This is a genomic window from Flavobacterium sp. T12S277, from assembly GCF_048514875.1.
In the GTDB taxonomy this organism is placed as follows: Bacteria; Bacteroidota; Bacteroidia; order Flavobacteriales; family Flavobacteriaceae; genus Flavobacterium.
The window spans coordinates 21533-36370 of the sequence record NZ_JBLYEG010000012.1 but is presented as its reverse complement, the minus strand read 5'-3'; the positions used below and the strand labels follow the sequence as shown (position 1 = coordinate 36370).

Sequence of the window (14838 nt, the reverse complement as noted above, 5' to 3'; positions counted from 1 at the left end):
TGTCAGTAGACGTCATACGGTTTTGGGACATTTGTGGTGGCGGTAAAATAAATACTGCAATTTTTAGGCACAATAGTTTGGGAAGTGATAGATTTCGCTTTGTAAGAATCTGTTATATCATTAAATCTCCCATAGACATCACAGTTGTAGGTTAATGTTATTGGCCAGTGAGGCCTTTCCCTATGTGGAACTGACAATAGTCCAACTGAATAGTTAACCGGTTTGTAATTTTCAGCTATTAAATTTTCATAACCAAGATTTTTCACAGCTTCGTTTACTGCTCGTGTTCCAAGCAGATTTTTCAGGAAGCGATATGCGCTTGTAATATCCATATCTTTGATTTGCGCAAAATCATTCTGTGCTTTTTTAATCCACTCGAAAAAGTTATCTTCTTTCTGTTTTTCATCAGGCCATTTATCCGCAAAATTTTCATGCAATTCATTGACGGGATTGCCAATCCACCAAATCTCTTTGCTATGTTTATTGCTATACTTTCTTTGCATATGGCTTTGCATGTTAGAAAGAATATTAATTAGGGCATCCTTGACATTGTCTTCTTTTCTATAAGCTTTTGCAGCTAGCGTTGTTATAATTATTGATATCGGTCGGTGCTCGTCGCAGCCAAACATAATATCACGATGACGCTTTAAAATTTGCACTGCTCGCAAAAGGGGTTCTTTCTTTTTTTTGTACGATGGTAATGGTGTAACGCTTTCACTTAGATTTACTGTTCTAAAAGTATTGAGATTTGCTTGCTCTTTGAACCATGCAGCGTAACCAAAAGGGTTGCTTTTCGGCCAAAAATTTGGATCAGTCTCACTTGTGTAATTGAACTCCCGCTTATCGGTGATTCTTAATGAAATGCTTTCAACTTCAGAAGCATTCAGCTTACTATAAGCACGCTCACTTAAATTAATATGATTGTTATCTCCTATTAAAGACGGTAATATATCTAAGTGGAATTTGTCATTTTTATAAATAAGTGTCCAGCAACGATTGCCTTCTTCATCCAACATTCTTCTATAGTCTTCATTTTCATTAATAAGTTGGTCTCTAACAGCAATTTTCAGATCCTTTTGCGACCACTGGATTTTCTTTCCTTTAAGTCTGCAAACAAGATCTACGTCCAGCTCGTCATCTTCCATGATAGGACGTATCATTGTGCCTAACAAAAATGATCCCTGCGGAAGTATCTCTGGCTGATATACACTTAAAGGAGAATTATCCTTTGATAATTGTTTTGCAACCGCATCATACCGGCTTTTAACTGTCTCAAACTGGGCTTCGGTAATGTCTAGAACTATCCCGATATTTTCAAGAAGGTCATTTATCTTATTATTTATTAGGCCAAACATGTTTTTTATATTTTATAAGGTTCTTTTGTATTTTATATTGAAAACAATCTAATTTATCATTTATAGATTTCATCCTATTAATATTATGTTAAAAAATTATTCAAATATCATTCCTAAATATTCATCTGCCATACTGGCACGAGAACTAATTCATTTAGGGAGCATTTATTTTATCTGTAAGTAATTTATTGATTATTATCATAGTTAGACTTATTTTAATTTATAACTTTGTGTTCTACTATAACTACTAAAAGCGTTACCACGGTTTTAGGTAGTGTTATACAGAAGCAGTACATGGCGTGGCAAGAATTACAAAATGAATCTACCGAAAACCTCATTGAATATATTCAATGGTCAAGTGATCCAGCTTATTCAAGCACGGCTAATGATGCCTTTATGGTATTTTGTTTTAGATTTCAGATTCAGTTATTAAAAAAATTAATTCCAATATGTAAGCAGTGGAATTTAGACAGAGATTATGCTACTCAACTTGGAGAGAAAGTTTTTGATAGATTTAGAAAATACGCCGGTAGCTTTAATAAGGATAAGTGCAGTAAAGAGATTGATATTTGTGTCCTGTTTTTTTTGTTCAGAATTGCACAAAATCTTCTGCCTGGTTTTAAAAATGAAATTCTTGGAAATGATTTAAGCCCATACATAGGTGATGAAGAAATTATAAAAGATTTTCCAGATATGGAACAATCTAATATGCAACCATCAAAACTAAAAGATTTAAAACGAATTCAAGAAATTATACAAAGTGCGCTTGACAGATTATCACCAAAGCATAAAATAATTTATTTGACATATAAGATGCATGAGAAAGACGGTTATAAGCTTCCAAGAAAATTACTTGAAAGTTTAAGAAATGAACTTGACTTATCTCAAGCAACCATTAGAAGCTATAAAAAAGATTCATTTGATATTGTAGATACATATTTGAAATTATATGGCTCAAAATAAAAAACATATAACCCCTGAGAATGTTACCGAATGGTTAGCATCAACCGGATTTCTTTTTCCAAGAAATGAAGTTGAGTTGTCCAGGTTTGAAACACTTTTTGGAGATACTGACTTTGGTTTAACAGGATTGGAAATCGACCCTGCCAAAATTATCAGAGGAGGAGAAAGTCCAAAAAGTATTCAGATTCCAGAATCTATAAAACCAGAAGACCTTACTGAATATAGAATGGTTGCCCGTAATGGAAGTAAGTTGCCAGAACACATTTTGAACAAAATAAAGAACAATCAAAACAAGTCCAAAAAAAATGGTGATACCGAATCATCGGATTAATGAGATAGAAAAGCTTGCAGAGTTTATTGCTAGAGATTTTTCAAATGGAAATCTGACTCTTTTGGAAGAAATTTCAAAAGATGAAGATATTTTACATTATTTCGACCACTATGAAGATGCTTTTGATGGAATGTTACTTTATGATACTGAAGATTTAAATTTCCATATTCATATAAATATTGATAATGGAAACGGTCAATTCTCTAAAAGAGGTCGTTACACTTTTGCACATGAATTAGGGCATTTTTTCATTGAACAACATAGACTAGGATTAAAATATGGTTTACTTGAGCCTCATGCATCTTTTCATAATATCAATCAGAAAAACTTAATGGAGCTTGAAGCTGATTATTTTGCTAGTATTTTACTAATGCCAAGAGAGAAATTTAGAGGTGTTTCAGGTGGTAAAAACTTTTCATTTGAGACTATTTTTAAGTTGTCTGAAGAATTTCAAACAAGTATTCTGGCTACATTAATTAGATTCAGTAAAATAGGAACACATGAAATATTTGCAGTTATATCACAGGATAATATTGCAAAATGGTTTTTACGAAGTGATGATTTTCCTCAATGGCCATTTAAGTTTAAAGTAGGTGGTTTGCTACCCAGAACGACAGTCGCAAGCGAATATTTTACAACACCAGAAAGTAAATATACAGCTATTCAAGAACTTTCAGCAGATGATTGGTTTTATCCATTTGTTAATGATAATCGTGCCAATAGAACAATGTATGAACAATGTTTTTATTCTGATAATTATAGTTATGTTATTAGTCTTTTATGGTTTAAATAATTTTAAAGATTTTCATTAAGTTGAAAATATAACTATTTCCCAAAAAAACGAGGAAAACTTAAGTAGCCTTACCCTAACAAATGGCAAACTTTTTTTTTGGAGGATTTGGAACGTTCACTTAATATAAAATTACGAAAGAGCGTGTTCCAATTTTTCTTTCCATTTTTCCCAATCGGGAGATAGTATGTTTTGCAAATCATAGAATTCCCTGTTATGATTGTGATGTACTAAATGGCAAAGTTCATGAATAACCACATATTCAATACTCCCTTTTGGAGCTTTTATTAATTCTGTATTTAGAATTATTTTGCCAGATTTAGTACAACTACCCCAACGTTTTTGCATCAATCTTATATCTAAAACTGGTTTTTCAATTTTATACTTATTGAATTTTTCTATAGAACTATCCAGCACTTCTTCGAAGTGAAAGATTGCTTTTTCCTTGTACCATTCGTTTAGTTTTTTTTCTAAATATTCTGGATTTGATTTTTTAGTTTTCATAATCATTGCACCTCTATAAAGTTTAATTTCATTTATAGTATCATCAATGATTTGCAACTTATATTGTCTTCCTAAATACAAATGTGTTTCTCCATTAACGTATTTACGCTCTGGTGTATTTGGCTTATAACTACAAAAAAAGGTTTGTTGTTTTAATATCCAATTGGCTTTTAATTTTACCTTTTTATTGATGTCTATTAAATTCGTATCATTTGGAGCAATAACCGATACCGATCCGTCAGGTAATACTTTTATGCCTAATGACTTTCTTTCACCAAAAGACAATGTATATTCAATGCTTTTGCTGCCATACTGTACTTGTTGGATTGATTGTAACATTAAACGTATTTTAATTTAGCAATTTTAATTACTTCATCTATCAATTCATCTATTTTGTCAAATGAGAATTGCATATCGTATTGTTGCTGTTTTTCGAAAAGTAAATCATCTAGACTGTTTTTCAATTCTTTTTCAATTTCCGTATTGGTTTGCCAATCAATAATAAGTGTATTGTTTTCAAACACTATATTCTTAATACAATCTTCTATCTCTAATGCTGTACTGGCTTGCACTTCTTTTGGCTCTGGTGCATTACTAAAACTATTCTCTAAAACTGCATTTGTCAGATTATAAAAAGCAATTACATTAGGTTTGTCTTTGATAGCATTTGGAACATTATTTTGTTTTCCCGTCAAGAATTGATTTTCGTATTCTTTAGCTTTTTGTAAATAAAGTGCTTCATCAATTCGATGCTGATGGTAATCGTTTATGGCTTCTCTTATTAATGCCGATAAACTTTTGTAGAAGATTGGATCTTCATTCATTTTAACATTAATAGCTTTAACTGTACGAGTTGCAATGTGGTCCGCTTTTGCTGCTTTACCTATTACTTTTTCTACTTCGGCTTCTCTTTTTTCTCTATCAAAAATATTTACTAGTTCTGTTATTTTTAACACTTCACCTTCCGTTGTAATATGCTTATCTATTAACTTTTGAACTTGTGGTTCATAAGCTGCATAATCTAAATCATCAAAATATCTTCGCTTTACATCTACTCTTAATTGCAAGAAAAACTTACTGTCTTTTTTGTATTTATCAATGGTTTTCTCGTTTTTAATATCATTAAACTTTATTGATGCCATTGCTAATTTGAACAAACGGACAAAAGCAGAAAGTTTTTCATAAAAAGGATGTCTTATACTTTCATCATTTAATAATTCGGAATATGCTTCTGCATCGTATTTGTTTTTTATCGTTTTGAAAATGTCCCATAACTCGCTGTGTGCTTGTGGTAATTTTTCTATTTCTTTGTTGATGTTTATTATTGTTCCTGATAGTTCTTCTAACTCAAAATCATTTAAACCGCTATATGTATTTAGAGCATTGTCCAGATTTTCTAAATTACCGAAATAATCGATTATAAAACCATATTCTTTTCCTGGCGCTACTCTGTTTACCCTTGCTATAGCTTGAAGTAAAGTATGCTCTTTCAATGATCTGGTAATGTATAATACTTGATTGTTTGGCGCATCAAAACCAGTTAATAATTTATCTACTACGATAATTATTTCAGGTTGTTCTTGCTTTTTGAAAGCACTGATTACTGATTTTTCGTAATCTAATTGCTTTCCATATTTACTCATCATTGCTTTGTAAAACTTCAAGACTACATCTTCGTTTTCCTCAAAAGCATCTTCATAATTTTCTCTTGTATCGGGTGCAGAAATTAACACCTCACAACTTACTTTTCCAATTTCTTTTAAGTATTCACGATATTTTAGGGCTGTGGTTTTGTTGGGCGCTACTAATTGTCCTTTGAAACCAGTATCTTGAATATTATCCTCGAAATGTTCACTAATATCCCATGCTCTTGCATAAATGACCTGATCGGCTTTGTTTAGTTGATTTGCTGTACTGTATTTCCTTTTTAGTGCTGTTTTACCATAAGGAGTAAGTGGTTCGGAAACTTTATCAAAAAATGTGTCTAATGGTTTTTCATTTACTTCAATTAAATTATGCCTTCCTTCATAAAGTAAAGGTACTACTGCCTTATCTTCAACAGCATCTGTAATAGAATACACATCTATTAAACCTCCAAATTTATTGGCAGTACTTTTTTCTTTTTTCATTAAAGGTGTCCCTGTAAATGCGACAAAACAAGCATTCGGGAAAACCTTTTGCATTTTTACATTAAACGTACCGTATTGGCTTCGGTGTCCTTCATCAATTAATACAAAAATATTAGGTGAACTAAATCCTTCTTTTGATTGGTTTATAGCCGCTTCAAATTTGTGTATCAATGTGGTGATCACTGCGTCCGTTGTGCTATTGATTAGTTCTACTAAATGTTTTCCGGTTTGTGCTTCTTCTACATCAACGTGACATTTTTGAAATGTTTCTGTAATTTGGGTATTTAAATCTATTCTATCAGTAACAAGAATTATTTTTGGATTTTTTATTTCTTTTTGAGTTGCAATTAACTGCGCCAGCATTACCATTGTCAATGATTTTCCGCTTCCTTGTGTGTGCCAAATTACACCACCAGTTCGCTTGCCATTTACATCCGCAACATTAATTTTTTTCAGTGTTTCTTTAATTGCAAAATATTGTTGGTATCGGGTGATTTTCTTAATACCATCATCATAAATTATGTAATTAAAAATCAAGTCTATTATTCTTGATTTCTGACATAAACTGAATACTAATTTATCTTGTTCGGTTACGATTACTTCTTCTTTTTCCAGTTGATTGAAATACTGTAATACACTACTAAATCGCTGTTTGAAAATGGCTGTTCGTTCCGTATTAGGTAATTCGCTGTTTTTTATTTGTCTAATTGCATCACCATACTGTATTCCTTCTTCCTTGGTACGAAATACTTCTTTCCATACACTCCAAAACTCTTTTTGTGTAGCTGTTGTGGCATATCTTGCCTCGTTTACGGCTAATGACAACACCATATTAGAGTATTGGTATAATCCTCTTATTCCATCTTCTAATTGGTTTCTTAAATGTTGCGATATACCTTGTGTTACGGGATCTTTTATCACATTGCTTTTGCATTCAATTACTACCATTGGAATTCCATTGATGAACAAAACAATATCTGGGCGATAAGTGTCGTTTCTTTCGCTGCGCAATACGGCATATTCTTCGGTAACGTGGAATGTATTATTCTCAATGTTTTTCCAATCGATATATTGAAAAGAAAAACTTTTTTTATCGTTTAGAATGGTTTGTTCCAAACTTTTGCCCAAAGTTATTAAGTCATAAAATGCCTGATTTGCCTTTATAAAACCATCCTGTATTGGTAATTCCCGCAAGGCGATAATTGCTGCATTGATATTACTCTCTGAAAAGGAAAACTCTTTGTCCTTGTATTGAATACTATTTATTTTTTCGAGTTGTTTTTTCAGAATTGGTTCCAGCAATACATTACTTGTTCTACCGCCACGTAATTCCATCGCTTCATCTGGCGATACATATTGATATCCCATTTTTATGAGTAACTGTAGTGCTGGAATTTGACTGATGTGGTCTTCTATGTATGACGGAATATTCATTATGGCTCTATGTTTTTTGATTGATTGTACAATTCTCCCAATTCGTGTAATTTGGCTTGGAGTAATTTTTTATCAATTAATTTAGTGGTGTACTCTGCTACTTTTGTTGGAGATAGTGAACGGCTCATTGCAATTTCTACAATCTCATCGTCTTTACTTTTACAAAGGATTATTCCGATGCTTGGGTTTTCGTGTGGCTGTTTGTGATCTCTGTCAAGTGCTTCTAAATAGAAGTTCATTTTACCTAAATACTCGGGTTTGAAGTCGGTAATTTTTAATTCAAATGCAACCAAACATTGTAATACTCTATGATAAAACAATAAATCTACTTCATAGTCTCTATTGGCTACTTGTAATCTGTATTCTTCGCCAACAAAAGAAAAATTATTTCCAATTTCTAAAATGAATTTCTTAAGGTTTTTTACTATTGATTTTTGTAAATCGCTTTCACTGAAATCATTACCTAATTCCAAAAACTCTAATGAATAAACGTCTTTTAAGTGTTCGTTTATCTTGGCTGGTAATTGTGTCGGCAGTGCCGACACTTTTGTATTGCTTAAAGCATAGCGTTCAAATAGGCCACATTCAATTTGTCTTCTTATTTCCCGTTGGCTCCATTTCTCTTTTGAAGCCATAATCAAATAGAACAATTTTTCTTCCGGCAACTTACAAGCTGATAAAATCTCTAAATGGACTGACCAACTCAATTGTGCCCGCAGTGTGGATACAATTGTTTTTTCGCTATTATCAGCATTTTCTAATTGTGTCGCCACTGGTGACACTTTTACATTTTGTGCTTTTTGCAATTGTGTCAACGCAGTTGATACAAATTCAAAACTTAAATGTGTCGGCAGTGCTGACACATTTTTACTATTTTGATTTTCAGTATTTATACTAGTAATATTTTGAAATACAACATCAAATTCCGATCCTGGACAATAAGTTTCGTAAAACTGTTTCATACGGTATAAACCCCTACGATTAAATGATTTTAATGTAGGCATTTCGGTTTGAATGTAATCCGCTAATTGTTGTACTGTGCTTTGTCCCCAAGTGCCTTGTGCTACTTTTTGACTTACTGTTTTACCAATATCAAAGTATAATGTTACCAAAGCGGTATTGGTATATTGTCTTACTCTACCTTGTGCTTCTTGTATTAGTTTTACAATATTGCCAAATTCTGGATTTTGAATGTTGCTCATAAAATTAACTATTTACTATTTCTATCGCTTTTGTAAATCCACCATTAGCTGTATTTTGGTCATAAAGATATAAAGGCATATCAGCTTTTGGCATCCAAACTCTACCCAGTTCTACTGCTTTGGCAATAGGCATAGCAGGGAAAATATGGATTGGAGTTTGTGCATCATATTTAGCTTTTATTTGATTAAACAATTGTCTAATTGCAATACTAAAATCTTCTAAATGTTTTTTACTTTTTAAATAATCATTAAACGGATTATCTATTGTAATTGTAAAAACATCACATTCCTCGCCTAAAACTTGAGTAATTCTATCATTAGTAATAGTAGCACTCAAAGAAATATTTAAAGCCACTGTTTTATGTTTTTTCTCAGGTCCTATTATTGTGTATTTTACCGCTGTGGTATCATCGTCTAAATTCCAAGTATCTGGATTACGTACTTTTTGGTTAATTTGACAAGTATAAATGTCATTAATCAATGTGCCTAATTTTACTAATAATGGAATTGGAGCAAAAGCAAAAACTGATAAATGCTTGATTTCTCCTTTTGCATAATTTTGGAATAATTTTCTATCGAATTGTGCTTCTAAATTTGCTACTTCTGTTGTCCAAAATGCAGTGTCTCTATCTCTTTGTATACTATTCGATAAACTTAAATCAATAGTATCTGCCATAGCTGGATAATATGTTGGATAAAGAAATTGGCTTACTGTTTGGTAACTCATTTCTGGTGTAAACATACCTACATTAGCTTTGTAAGTAAGTATATGGCTATACATATTTGGTGCAATAGCTGTAACATTCTCAATGCGGTCTTCGTGTTCTTTTTTCATAGCCATTAATTCTGATACAGAAAAATGTATGCCGTTTTCACTATCAATTCTTCTATGACAACCGTCACAGAGGAGCATTAAATTTGATAGCGCATTTGCTAAAATTGGAGACTGTATCACATCGCCTCTAGGTCCAGTCGATTTATCTCCAACAATGTGAGCAATATATGATTTATTAAAATCTCTTTTTGTAATTAGATCTTTGTATAACGATTGATTACATCCTCTAAACTGACATCTGCCTCCAGATTTTACCAAAAGTTGGTTTTTTATTTTAGGTGGAATAGGTGTATTACTCATAGTTTTAATTATTGGTTTTCACTCTCACTTTCCCAGTTAACAATTGTTGCATCAATCCTTTCTTTTGTAATTGCAATGCTTGTAGTTTTTGTTGGTGTAATTTTATTTCAGAATCATAGGTTTCTAAAAAAAGGGCAATTGCTTTTTGTTCTTTAATTGGTGGTATTGGTATTTTTAATTTTAAAAATTCTTTTTGACCTAATGTTTTATTTCTACCTGCACCTCCAGGAGAAGCTAATCCTAATAAATCTTTTCCCTTTTTAGATTTGAAGAAAAACAAAAGATAATCTAAATCAAGTTTTGGAGCTAATGGTTTGTACATAGGAAATCTATGTGATACGATCATATCTTGTTCTGCAATAGTTGTTTTTGCAATTGCGTGTTCCCAAGCAAACACAATATTCAAAATAAAACAATCAGGTTCAATAGCGAAAACAGATTTATTCCCCAAACTTTGACCAGTTACCGAATCCTTGTAAAAAATGCCTTTTGTATGTGAACGAATACCTAATTGTTTGTAAAGTGTATCTTTTTCTGGTTTAACAGGTTTTTTCACCTGTTCCAACACAGATGATAAATTTTTTACTTCCCAATCATCAGGTATGCTATAGCCATTTCTTTGGCTAATTTTATTATTTTTCAAAAAAGTTTTAAATCTAATTTTACCAGATAAAACATTTATTGTCATAGCTTTTTTGATAACTTCAAGATTACTCAAAACTTTTTTGGTTATGTCAATAGCATTATCCCAAGTTGACAATATGGATGCTATTTTTTGCTGTTCTAGAAGCGGGGGAATTGGTAGTGGAATTGCAGAAATATTTGAACCGCTTAAACTAGGTACACCCGAGGATTCATTATAATAATACCAGTTAATTGTTTGAAAAACATTAAAAAGCCATATTGGAACTATATCTTGAGAAAGTTCCGTATAAAATAACGTATCAACAGTCCAAAATGGTGTGTCCATAAAACGAGGCTTATCAATTGTACCTTTTCTTCCAATCAAAACTGAAGGTTTATCATATAAAAAGCTATTAGTTCGACCAATTTCTCCGCCTGTGCCTAAAATTGGATAAATACCACTGTCACAAATAACTTTTTTTTGATCTCTACCGTGTTTTACTTTAGCAATCTCTCCTAATTTTTTAACCTCCCAATCAATAGGAATTAATCCAACAGAAGTGTTTTTGTATATTGTATTGTTTATCATAATCTAAATTTGCTTCTCTTTAAGAGAAATGATATTTACATCCACATTATTATTATCAAAAATAACTCCCATAGGAAAACCAGCATCCGTATCAATTTTTATACGATATGTAGGCAAATCATCAGCGTCCATTAGAATAGCTAAAGTATAATTTCTATGGTCTTCCTTATAACTTGCCGGATAATCAACGGCGATTTCTAAACCATTTTCACTTAAATATTCTTCAAAATCGAATTTGTTATTAAAAACCATATCTATTTTATTTTTTTATTTACCTAGTAAATTGATTATATAATTGTTTGATAGTAGTGATTCTTTTTATTTATCCGCAAGTTTAGGTGTTTTTGAAACTGGATGAATTCCTCCACCTGTCCATTTTCCGGTACCTAGCCAAATTTCATAATGGTATAACCACTCGTATGTCCAAGGAATAATTGTTGTGACTAATAGCATTGATTTATTCCATTCCTTCCCATCGGGATAATACAAACACAAATGTTGTTTCTTTTGGTCATAGCAATGTGGTAATTTTGTTTCTCCTATAGCTAACTCAAGTTTAGGATTTAGCACATAAATTTTTGGTGCACTTGTTGTTTTTGATGAGCCTAATCTATTTCTTGATCCGTTTATTTTATAAACTAATTTAATTTCGTATCTCCCACCCAAAGGAGAAGGCATAATTGTATGTGTCCAAGTTAATTCCTGGTCGTGAAAAGTTGTAACTGTTGAATCTGGATACGTCTTTTTTATGTTGGCTGATTGAATTGCAATCGATACATGATTATTTTTCGGTGCCATAAAAATTATGTGGTTTAATTGCACTTTTTCCTGTAGAAGTTAATCCTACAGCTGCATTAAAATTATTTATACCTCCATCCGTCATTAATTTCGTTTTGTTTCCAATATTTGTAAATGCCTTTTTAACCGCATTTTCTCCAAATGATTCTGAAAGATTTCTGATAATATTATGCTGACCACTTTGTTGTCCAGCATTATTAATATCAAATTTTACCTTTTTCAACCAATCATTAAACTTTTTTTCTTTGCCTGGAGTATCTCTCCAACGGTCAGCAAAGTTTTCAGAAAGATTTACAGGATTACCCACAAATCTGTATGCTTCTCCAGTATCTTGGTCAATTGCATCTTCCACAAATAAGTGCATTCTATCAATTACTCCAACCAAAGCATCAAGGACATTGGTTTGTCCTTCATAAGCATAAGCAGCTAAAGTGGTAATAATTATTGATATTGGTTTTTCTTTATCATCTTTAAACATCATATCTCTATGACGCTTTAAAATTTGAACCACTCTCTGTAAAGGCAATCTTCTCTTTTGGAATTTAGGTACTGGTTGAATTGATTCGTTTAAAGAGAAAAGTTTGAGATTACTGGTTTCTGCTCTGTCAATAAACCATTTTGCATAACCAAAAGGATTACTTTGCAACCAATTATCAGGATCAGTTGCCACTTCATAGTTTAATAACTCTTTATCCGTTATTCTAATTGCCAAACTATCAAAATTAATATTTCTAGATTCTGAAAAAAATTTGGTCAATACGACATTGTAGCCATTAGCAATAACAGCCGGAAGAATATCCATATGGTACTGGTCGTTATTTACCGAGTTTTCCCTGTACTTCAAAGTCCAGCATCTTCTTCCTTCTTCATCAAGAATAGATTCATATTTTTTATGAGCTTCTAATTGTTCCTTGACAATATCCTTTAAGTCTTTTTGTGTCCATTGAGGATTTTTACCTGTTAATTCACATACTAAATCAATATCAATATCCTGACCATCTGTATAAGGCTGAATAGTTGTCCCAATTAAAAATGAGCCTTGAGGTTTTACACTTGGACTGTAAGGTTTTAATTTTGATTCATCACTACAAAGCCAATTACCAACCGCATTGTAACTGGTTACAGCTGCATTAAATTGACTTTCAGTTATGTCAAGAGTTTCTCCTAATTCGTCTAATATTTCGCTGAATTCTGTTTTCTGTTGTATTGTTAGCATATTATATTAAATTTAGTTCTTTCAAGTAGTTTTCCATTTGGTTTTCTACTTCGGTTAGCTGTTTTTTCAGTTCAGTAATATTGGTATGTGTGGATTTAATATCTACTTCTTCCTCTTCTTCAAATGTGTCTACATAACGAGGAATGTTAAGGTTGTAATCGTTTTCTATAATGTCAGCCATTGTTGCACGATAGCTGTATTTATCTTCTACAATTGTTCCTTTTTCAGTAGATAGCGGTGTGGCAGCTTTGAACGCTTTGAATGCTTTTACAATATGCTGAATGTCAATTTCTCTTAACTTATTTTGATTTTTGCCATTCTCAAATTCACGACTAGCATCAATAAACAAAATGTCTTTATTTGATCCTTTTCCTCTGTTAAAAATTAATATAGCAGCTGGTATTCCAGTGCCAAAAAACAGGTTTTCAGGTAAACCAATAACAGCTTCCAATAAATTTTCGTCAATTAGTTTTTTACGAATTTGCCCTTCGCTACTGCTACGAAACAATACGCCGTGTGGCACAATTACACCCACTTTGCCCACATCTTGATAGGTAGTTTCTATCATGTGACTAATAAAAGCATAGTCTCCTTTGCTTTTTGGAGGAACGCCTCTGTGGAAACGGTTGAACTGGTCGGAAGCAGCTGTATCCGCTCCCCATTTGTCAAGTGAAAAAGGAGGATTAGCTCCCACAATATGGAATTTCATCAATTTGTCATTTTCTAACAGTTTTGGATTATTGATTGTATCTCCCCATTCTATGGTAGCACTGTCTTGTTCGTGCAAAAACATATTCATTCGGCATAAGGCCCAAGTACTGCCGTTGTTTTCTTGACCGTAAAGGGAATAGTTTTTTCCCTCAATTTCACCAGCCATTTTAATCAACAGAGAACCCGACCCCGCCGTCGGATCACACACTCTGTTACCGGGTTGCGGATCCAGCAATTTAGCTAATAGTGTACTGACTTCACTTGGTGTATAGAATTCTCCTGATTTTTTTCCACTTTCTCCAGCAAATTTTGAAATTAGAAATTCGTAGCTGTCACCAATTATATCATTGTTTTTTAAATGCGATGGCTGCAAATCCAGTTCTGAAAAATCAACCAATAAATTTTTCATAATAGCATTACGCTGTTTGGTCTGTCCAAAAACCGTTTCAGAATTGAAAGAAATGCTGCGGAAAACCATTGCTAATTTGGAACGGTTAGCATCCTCTAAAGCTGTTAATCCGATATCGATAATTTCTCCAATATTAGGTTCGTTTCGATTTTGGAATAGGTAATCAAAATTGCTTATTTCGGGTAATATAAAACGCTCTCTTTGTAATTGGCGCTTTACCATTTCTTCATTATCTGGATACTTAATACGATATTGTTCTATCTTATCTTTCCAGACATCGGATAGATATTTTATAAACAATAGTGTAAGTATATAATCTTTGTACTGTTCACTTCCCATTACCGGACGTAAAGTATCACAAGCTTTCCAAACAATATTGTTAATTTCTTTTTGAGTAATTTTATTCTCTGCCATTGTAGTTATTTTTTGGAGCTGTTATTAATTAAATCGTTTAAAGAAGCAATATCGTTTTTTTCTAAATATGTACCTAAATGCATATCGCTTCTTACATTCAGGTCGATGTTATACTTTTGTTCGATAGTTCCTATGTGTGTGTCACTTCTTTTTTGTCTTAATTCTCCGTCATCATTTCTGCTTCTGTCGCCTCTCATTCCTGGAGCATCATTTTTTATTTTTGCCATCTTGTGA

At 32.4% G+C, this 14838-nt stretch carries 14 protein-coding genes; 3 read left to right on the top strand and 11 right to left on the bottom strand.

Translation table 11 applies throughout. The features are described 5' to 3' along the window. Positions 1-2: 2 nt before the first annotated feature. Positions 3-1355 carry an SMODS domain-containing nucleotidyltransferase gene (locus ACN1CN_RS16605; protein ID WP_419136440.1) on the bottom strand — a complete coding sequence of 451 codons (1353 nt, stop codon included), beginning with the start codon at positions 1353-1355 and terminating at the stop codon, positions 3-5. Between the two features lie 294 nt (positions 1356-1649). Here ACN1CN_RS16605 and ACN1CN_RS16600 point away from each other — a divergent pair, with 294 nt between their 5' ends. From ACN1CN_RS16600 to ACN1CN_RS16590, 3 genes are read left to right on the top strand one after another with little or no spacing between them, the layout of a single operon-like run. Further along, positions 1650-2318: a hypothetical protein gene (locus ACN1CN_RS16600; protein ID WP_419136439.1), complete on the top strand. Its 669-nt coding sequence runs from the start codon at positions 1650-1652 to the stop codon at positions 2316-2318. Further along, positions 2305-2649, top strand: a complete 345-nt coding sequence (locus tag ACN1CN_RS16595) for a hypothetical protein (protein WP_419136438.1) — start codon at positions 2305-2307, stop codon at positions 2647-2649. The genes ACN1CN_RS16600 and ACN1CN_RS16595 overlap by 14 nt, the downstream gene beginning before the upstream one ends. Beyond that, a complete protein-coding gene (locus ACN1CN_RS16590) occupies positions 2624-3442 on the top strand; it encodes an ImmA/IrrE family metallo-endopeptidase (protein ID WP_419136437.1) in 819 nt (272 codons plus the stop codon). Before ACN1CN_RS16595 ends, ACN1CN_RS16590 begins: the two co-directional genes overlap by 26 nt. A gap of 129 nt (positions 3443-3571) precedes the next feature. Here the strand turns inward: ACN1CN_RS16590 and ACN1CN_RS16585 are convergent, their stop codons facing one another. From ACN1CN_RS16585 to ACN1CN_RS16540, 10 genes are all read right to left on the bottom strand, one after another. Further along, positions 3572-4282: a M48 family metallopeptidase gene (locus tag ACN1CN_RS16585; RefSeq protein WP_419136436.1), complete on the bottom strand. Its 711-nt coding sequence runs from the start codon at positions 4280-4282 to the stop codon at positions 3572-3574. Continuing rightward, positions 4282-7506 carry a type I restriction endonuclease subunit R gene (locus ACN1CN_RS16580; RefSeq protein ID WP_419136435.1) on the bottom strand — a complete coding sequence of 1075 codons (3225 nt, stop codon included), beginning with the start codon at positions 7504-7506 and terminating at the stop codon, positions 4282-4284. The genes ACN1CN_RS16585 and ACN1CN_RS16580 overlap by 1 nt, the downstream gene beginning before the upstream one ends. Beyond that, positions 7506-8708: a PDDEXK nuclease domain-containing protein gene (locus tag ACN1CN_RS16575; RefSeq protein WP_419136434.1), complete on the bottom strand. Its 1203-nt coding sequence runs from the start codon at positions 8706-8708 to the stop codon at positions 7506-7508. Before ACN1CN_RS16575 ends, ACN1CN_RS16580 begins: the two co-directional genes overlap by 1 nt. Positions 8709-8712: 4 nt before the next feature. Continuing rightward, entirely contained in the window at positions 8713-9843 is a 1131-nt protein-coding gene (locus tag ACN1CN_RS16570) for an SAVED domain-containing protein (RefSeq protein ID WP_419136433.1), read from the bottom strand. A gap of 4 nt (positions 9844-9847) precedes the next feature. Further along, positions 9848-11056 (bottom strand): restriction endonuclease subunit S, encoded by a 1209-nt coding sequence (locus ACN1CN_RS16565; protein WP_419136432.1) that lies wholly within the window; start codon positions 11054-11056, stop codon positions 9848-9850. A gap of 3 nt (positions 11057-11059) precedes the next feature. Further along, positions 11060-11308, bottom strand: coding sequence for a hypothetical protein (locus tag ACN1CN_RS16560; protein ID WP_419136431.1), 249 nt, complete (start codon positions 11306-11308; stop codon positions 11060-11062). A gap of 66 nt (positions 11309-11374) precedes the next feature. Next, positions 11375-11854 (bottom strand): hypothetical protein, encoded by a 480-nt coding sequence (locus tag ACN1CN_RS16555; protein ID WP_419136430.1) that lies wholly within the window; start codon positions 11852-11854, stop codon positions 11375-11377. After that, positions 11838-13070, bottom strand: a complete 1233-nt coding sequence (locus ACN1CN_RS16550) for a cyclic GMP-AMP synthase DncV-like nucleotidyltransferase (RefSeq protein WP_419136429.1) — start codon at positions 13068-13070, stop codon at positions 11838-11840. The genes ACN1CN_RS16555 and ACN1CN_RS16550 overlap by 17 nt, the downstream gene beginning before the upstream one ends. A gap of 1 nt (position 13071) precedes the next feature. Then, positions 13072-14604: an N-6 DNA methylase gene (locus ACN1CN_RS16545; RefSeq protein WP_419136428.1), complete on the bottom strand. Its 1533-nt coding sequence runs from the start codon at positions 14602-14604 to the stop codon at positions 13072-13074. A gap of 5 nt (positions 14605-14609) precedes the next feature. Beyond that, a complete protein-coding gene (locus tag ACN1CN_RS16540) occupies positions 14610-14831 on the bottom strand; it encodes a hypothetical protein (RefSeq protein WP_419136427.1) in 222 nt (73 codons plus the stop codon). Positions 14832-14838: the final 7 nt, after the last annotated feature.

Bases quoted from the DNA above. Each gene is read 5' to 3' on its own strand.
- ACN1CN_RS16590 (WP_419136437.1), top strand. From the start codon at position 2,624: ATGGTGATACCGAATCATCGGATTAATGAGATAGAAAAGCTTGCAGAG.
- ACN1CN_RS16540 (WP_419136427.1), bottom strand. From the start codon at position 14,831: ATGGCAAAAATAAAAAATGATGCTCCAGGAATGAGAGGCGACAGAAGC.
- ACN1CN_RS16555 (WP_419136430.1), bottom strand. From the start codon at position 11,854: ATGGCACCGAAAAATAATCATGTATCGATTGCAATTCAATCAGCCAAC.
- ACN1CN_RS16595 (WP_419136438.1), top strand. From the start codon at position 2,305: ATGGCTCAAAATAAAAAACATATAACCCCTGAGAATGTTACCGAATGG.
- ACN1CN_RS16580 (WP_419136435.1), bottom strand. From the start codon at position 7,506: ATGAATATTCCGTCATACATAGAAGACCACATCAGTCAAATTCCAGCA.
- ACN1CN_RS16560 (WP_419136431.1), bottom strand. From the start codon at position 11,308: ATGGTTTTTAATAACAAATTCGATTTTGAAGAATATTTAAGTGAAAAT.
- ACN1CN_RS16575 (WP_419136434.1), bottom strand. From the start codon at position 8,708: ATGAGCAACATTCAAAATCCAGAATTTGGCAATATTGTAAAACTAATA.
- ACN1CN_RS16585 (WP_419136436.1), bottom strand. From the start codon at position 4,282: ATGTTACAATCAATCCAACAAGTACAGTATGGCAGCAAAAGCATTGAA.
- ACN1CN_RS16570 (WP_419136433.1), bottom strand. From the start codon at position 9,843: ATGAGTAATACACCTATTCCACCTAAAATAAAAAACCAACTTTTGGTA.
- ACN1CN_RS16600 (WP_419136439.1), top strand. From the start codon at position 1,650: ATGGCGTGGCAAGAATTACAAAATGAATCTACCGAAAACCTCATTGAA.
- ACN1CN_RS16605 (WP_419136440.1), bottom strand. From the start codon at position 1,355: ATGTTTGGCCTAATAAATAATAAGATAAATGACCTTCTTGAAAATATC.
- ACN1CN_RS16550 (WP_419136429.1), bottom strand. From the start codon at position 13,070: ATGCTAACAATACAACAGAAAACAGAATTCAGCGAAATATTAGACGAA.
- ACN1CN_RS16565 (WP_419136432.1), bottom strand. From the start codon at position 11,056: ATGATAAACAATACAATATACAAAAACACTTCTGTTGGATTAATTCCT.
- ACN1CN_RS16545 (WP_419136428.1), bottom strand. From the start codon at position 14,604: ATGGCAGAGAATAAAATTACTCAAAAAGAAATTAACAATATTGTTTGG.